At 73.7% G+C, this 4,210-nt stretch carries 4 protein-coding genes and 1 riboswitch; all 4 genes read left to right on the forward strand.

Translation table 11 applies throughout. The annotated features are described in order from the left end of the window. Positions 1-166, reverse strand: a riboswitch (cobalamin riboswitch). This riboswitch is flagged as partial in the annotation. 31 nt (positions 167-197) lie between these two features. Further along, positions 198-722: a bifunctional adenosylcobinamide kinase/adenosylcobinamide-phosphate guanylyltransferase gene (gene cobU / locus ROTAS13_RS20310; protein WP_171979175.1), complete on the forward strand. Its 525-nt coding sequence runs from the start codon at positions 198-200 to the stop codon at positions 720-722. Next, the gene (cobO, locus tag ROTAS13_RS20315) at positions 719-1,330 is read left to right on the forward strand and encodes a cob(I)yrinic acid a,c-diamide adenosyltransferase (protein ID WP_075823239.1); all 612 of its coding nucleotides are present in this window, start codon (positions 719-721) and stop codon (positions 1,328-1,330) included. The genes cobU and cobO overlap by 4 nt, the downstream gene beginning before the upstream one ends. Continuing rightward, positions 1,330-2,805 (forward strand): cobyric acid synthase, encoded by a 1,476-nt coding sequence (locus ROTAS13_RS20320; RefSeq protein WP_171979176.1) that lies wholly within the window; start codon positions 1,330-1,332, stop codon positions 2,803-2,805. Before cobO ends, ROTAS13_RS20320 begins: the two co-directional genes overlap by 1 nt. Before the next feature lie 122 nt (positions 2,806-2,927). Further along, positions 2,928-4,031, forward strand: a complete 1,104-nt coding sequence (locus ROTAS13_RS20325; RefSeq protein ID WP_075823240.1) for a transglutaminase family protein — start codon at positions 2,928-2,930, stop codon at positions 4,029-4,031. The last annotated feature ends 179 nt before the right edge of the window (positions 4,032-4,210 follow it).

A 4,210-nucleotide genomic window follows, 5' to 3' on the forward strand; every position in this document is an offset into this window, starting at 1 on the left:
CCCCGTTCCCGAGGCCAGCACGCCAGTGGCGGTTTGGCAGGCCGCTCTCCGCTCACAGTTGCGGGGGCAGCCGCGGATTCGGACCGGATGGCCCTCACCGCATTCCCTTTTCACCCCCGCCACAGGCATCCGCCGCCGGCGGGGGACCATCGGCTGCGGGGGTAGTCTTCGCGGCCCGGCCCTGTCAATGGAAAGCCATGGCTGCCGATCCTCCCGACACCCCGATGCTGACCCTGGTCCTGGGCGGCACCCGTTCCGGCAAGAGCCGCTACGCGGAGACGCTGCTCGGTCCCCTGCCGAAGCCCTGGCTCTACATCGCCACGGCCCAGGCCTTCGACGAGGAGATGCGCGCCCGCATCGCCGAGCACCGCGGCCGGCGCGGCCCGGAATGGGAAACGGTGGAGGCGCCGCTGGACCTGCCCGCCGCCCTGCTGCGCGCCCGGCACCGCCCGGTGCTGGTGGACTGCCTGACGCTCTGGCTGAGCAACCTGATCCTGGGCGAGCGTGACCTGGAGGCCGCGGCGGTGGCGCTGGAAACGGCGCTGGCGCAGCGTTCCGCCCCGGCGGTGCTGGTCTCCAACGAGGTCGGCCTCGGCATCGTGCCGGAGAACGCCCTGGCCCGGCGCTTCCGCGACGCGGCGGGCATCCTGCACCAGCGCCTGGCGGAGCGGGCGGAGCGTGTCGTCTTCACCGTGGCCGGCATCCCCATGGTGGTGAAGTGAGCGCGGACGGCGAGGAGGCCGCCCGCCACCGCGCGAAGATGGAGAAGCGCAAGGCGGTGCAGGATGCCGAGGTGGCCTCGAAGATCATCGAGAAGGGCCTGCTGCTGGTGAACACCGGCCCGGGCAAGGGCAAGTCCACCGCCGCCTTCGGCCTGCTGCTGCGCATGGTCGGGCATGGGCGGCCCTGCGGCGTGGTGCAGTTCATCAAGGGCGCCTGGAGCACGGGCGAGCGCCATGTGCTGGAGGGCTTCGGCCCGCTCGTCGAATGGCACAGCATGGGCGAGGGCTTCACCTGGGAAACGCAGGACCGCGCCCGCGACGTGGCGGCGGCCGAGGCGGCCTGGGCGAAGGCCCTGGCGCTGATGGCGCGGCAGGACCTCGCTTTGCTGGTGCTGGACGAGCTCTGCATCGCGCTGCGCTACAACTATCTGGACACGGATTCCGTGGTCGCGGCGCTGCGCGCGCGGCGCCCCGGCCTGCACGTCGTCGCCACCGGCCGCAACGCCCCGCCCGCGCTGGTCGAGGCGGCGGACCTCGTCACCGAGATGGGGCTGGTGAAGCACCATTTCGCGGCGGGGGTGAAGGCGCAGCAGGGGATCGAGTTCTGATGCCGGTGGCCCTGATGTTCCAGGGCACCGGCTCCTCGGTGGGCAAGTCGCTGCTCGTCGCCGGGCTGGCGCGGCTCTTCGCGCGGCGCGGGCTGCGGGTGCGGCCCTTCAAGCCGCAGAACATGTCCAACAACGCCGCCGTCACCGCGGATGGGGGCGAGATCGGCCGCGCCCAGGCCCTCCAGGCGCGGGCGGCGGGCGTGGCGCCCAGTGTCCACATGAACCCCGTGCTGCTCAAGCCGCAGAGCGAGACCGGATCCCAGGTGGTGGTGCAGGGCCGCGTCCTCGCCACGGCGCGGGCGCGCGAATACCAGGCGATGAAGCCCCGCCTCATGCCCCATGTCCTCGACAGCTTCGCGCGGCTGAGGGCGGAAGCCGACCTCGTGCTGGTGGAGGGGGCGGGCAGCGCCTCCGAGATCAACCTGCGCGCGGGCGACATCGCCAATATGGGCTTCGCCCGCGCCACGGGCACGCCGGTCGTGCTGGTGGGCGACATCGACCGGGGCGGGGTGATCGCCAGCCTCGTGGGCACGCAGGCCGTGCTGCCGCCGGAGGATGCGGCGATGATCCGGGGCTTCCTGGTGAACCGGATGCGCGGCGACCCCACGCTCTTCGCGGAAGGGATGCACGCGATCGCGCAACGCACCGGCTGGGCGCCGCTGGGGCTGGTGCCCTTCACCGATGCGGCGCGCCGCCTGCCGGCGGAGGACGCGCAGGATCTGTTCACCGCCCTCGGGGCGGCCCCGCGCAACCCCGGCGCCCCCCTGCGGATCGCCGTGCCGGTGCTGCCCTGCATCAGCAATTTCGACGACCTCGACCCGCTGGCCGCCGAGCCCGGGGTGGAGCTCCTGCTGCTGCGCCGGGGCACGCCCCTGCCGGGGAACTGCGCCCTCGTGGTCCTGCCCGGCTCCAAGGCCACGATCGCCGACCTCGCCGTGCTGCGCGAGGAAGGCTGGGACATCGACATCCTGGCGCACCATCGGCGCGGCGGGCGGGTGCTGGGGCTCTGCGGCGGCTACCAGATGCTCGGCCGGCGGATCGAGGACCCGGAGGGCATCGAGGGTCCGCCCGGCGGCGTGGACGGGCTCGGCCTGCTCGACGTGGCGACGGTGCTGACGCGGGAAAAGCGGCTGTGCCCGGCCGGCGGCGCGACCCTGGCGGACGGGGCGCCCTTCACCGGCTACGAGATGCACATGGGCCGCACGGCGGGCCCGGACGCGGCAAACCCGCTGCTGCGGCTGGCGGATGGCCGGCTGGACGGCGCCGTCTCGGCGGATGGGCTGGTCTCGGGCACCTATGTCCACGGGCTGTTCGGCGATGACGCGCAGCGCGCGGCCTGGCTGGGCCGGCTGGGCCTCGCAGCCGCCCCGCGACGGCACGAGGCCGAGGTCGATGCGGCGCTGGATGCGCTGGCGGCGCATCTGGAACGGCATGTGGACGTGGCGGCGCTGCTGCGGATCGCCGGGCGGGCATGACCTCCGGCCCCCTGGGGGCGCTGGCGGTCTTCTGATCGCCACGGCGTTGACGGGCGGACCGGGGCGCGGGAGACGATTCCCACAGGCATGGCCTTTCAGACATGGCCGGAGGGATGAAACCCATGAACCGCCGCAACTTCCTGGCTTCCGCCGCCACCATCGCCACCGTCACCACCCTGGCGGCCGGCACCCAGCGCCCCGGAACGGCACGGGCGGAGACGGCGGCCCCGGCCCGGCTGGCGGCCATGCCGGGCTGGCGCCAGTTCGAGATCGTCACCCGCGTCAGCCTGCTGGACGCCCCGGGCGCAGCGCAGCTCTGGCTGCCCCTGGCGCAGACGGCCGGCGGCTACCAGACCGTCCTCGAAACCCGCTGCCAGGGCACGGGGCAGGCGCGGGTGGTGCGGGACGCGCAGTACGGCGCCGAGGTGCTGAAGATGAGCTGGGACGCGGGTTCCGACGGCCCGCGCAGCGCGGAGCTGGTCCAGCGCGTGGCCACCCGCGACCGCGACGGCCATGACCCGGCCGTGCCGGTCACCCTGGCCGAGCGGCGCTTCTGGACCCGGCCGACCGAGAGCGTGCAGACGGACGGCATCGTGCGCGACACCGCCGAGCGCATCACCGCCGGCCTGGACGAGCCCCGAGCCCGGCTGCGGGCGATCTACGACTGGGTGGTGGACCACACGACCCGAGATCCCGAGACGCCGGGCTGCGGCTTCGGCGATGTCCGCGGCATGCTGGAAAGCGGCCGGCTGAGCGGCAAGTGCGCCGATATCAACGGGCTCATGACCGGCCTCGCCCGGGCGGCAGGCTTCCCCGCCCGCGACGTGTACGGCGTCCGCGTCGCCGGCTCGCGCCAGTTCCGGACGCTGGGCGCCAGCGGCGACGTCTCCAGGGCGCAGCACTGCCGCTCCGAGGTCTTCCTGGAGGATGCCGGCTGGTTCCCCCTCGATCCCGCCGATGTGCGCAAGGTCATGCTGGAGCAAAGGCTGGCCCCGGACAGCGCCGGGATCCGTGCCCTGCGCGAAACCCTCTTCGGCTCCTGGGAGATGAACTGGGTCGGCTACAACAGCGCCACGGACATCATCCTGCCGGGCGCCATGGGCAACCAGAAGCCGAACTTCGCCTTCCTGATGTACCCCTGCGCCTTCACCGCGAACGGCCAGCCGGACTGCCTGGACCCCGTGCATTTCCGCTACGGGATCGAGGCGCGGGAAATCGCCGCCTGACCGCGCCGGCGGCCCCTCAGCCCGCCATGGCGGCGGCCCCGGCCAGCGCCAGCACCGCCGCGAACTGCACCCCACAGGCCGCGCGGTAGAGCCCCAGGGCGCGGCGCAGATCCGCCGGCCGGGCCTCCGCGCGGCCATCGCCCATCCAGTGGTCCTCCACCCGCACGCCGCCATAGACG

The sequence above is a fragment of the Roseomonas sp. TAS13 genome (assembly GCF_001950415.1).
Taxonomy (GTDB): domain Bacteria; phylum Pseudomonadota; class Alphaproteobacteria; order Acetobacterales; family Acetobacteraceae; genus Roseomonas; species Roseomonas mucosa.

What these genes read in the sequence shown, in the direction of transcription:
- cobU (WP_171979175.1), top strand. Translation starts at nt 198, where the DNA reads ATGGCTGCCGATCCTCCCGACACCCCGATGCTGACCCTGGTCCTGGGC.
- ROTAS13_RS20320 (WP_171979176.1), top strand. Translation starts at nt 1,330, where the DNA reads ATGCCGGTGGCCCTGATGTTCCAGGGCACCGGCTCCTCGGTGGGCAAG.
- ROTAS13_RS20325 (WP_075823240.1), top strand. Translation starts at nt 2,928, where the DNA reads ATGAACCGCCGCAACTTCCTGGCTTCCGCCGCCACCATCGCCACCGTC.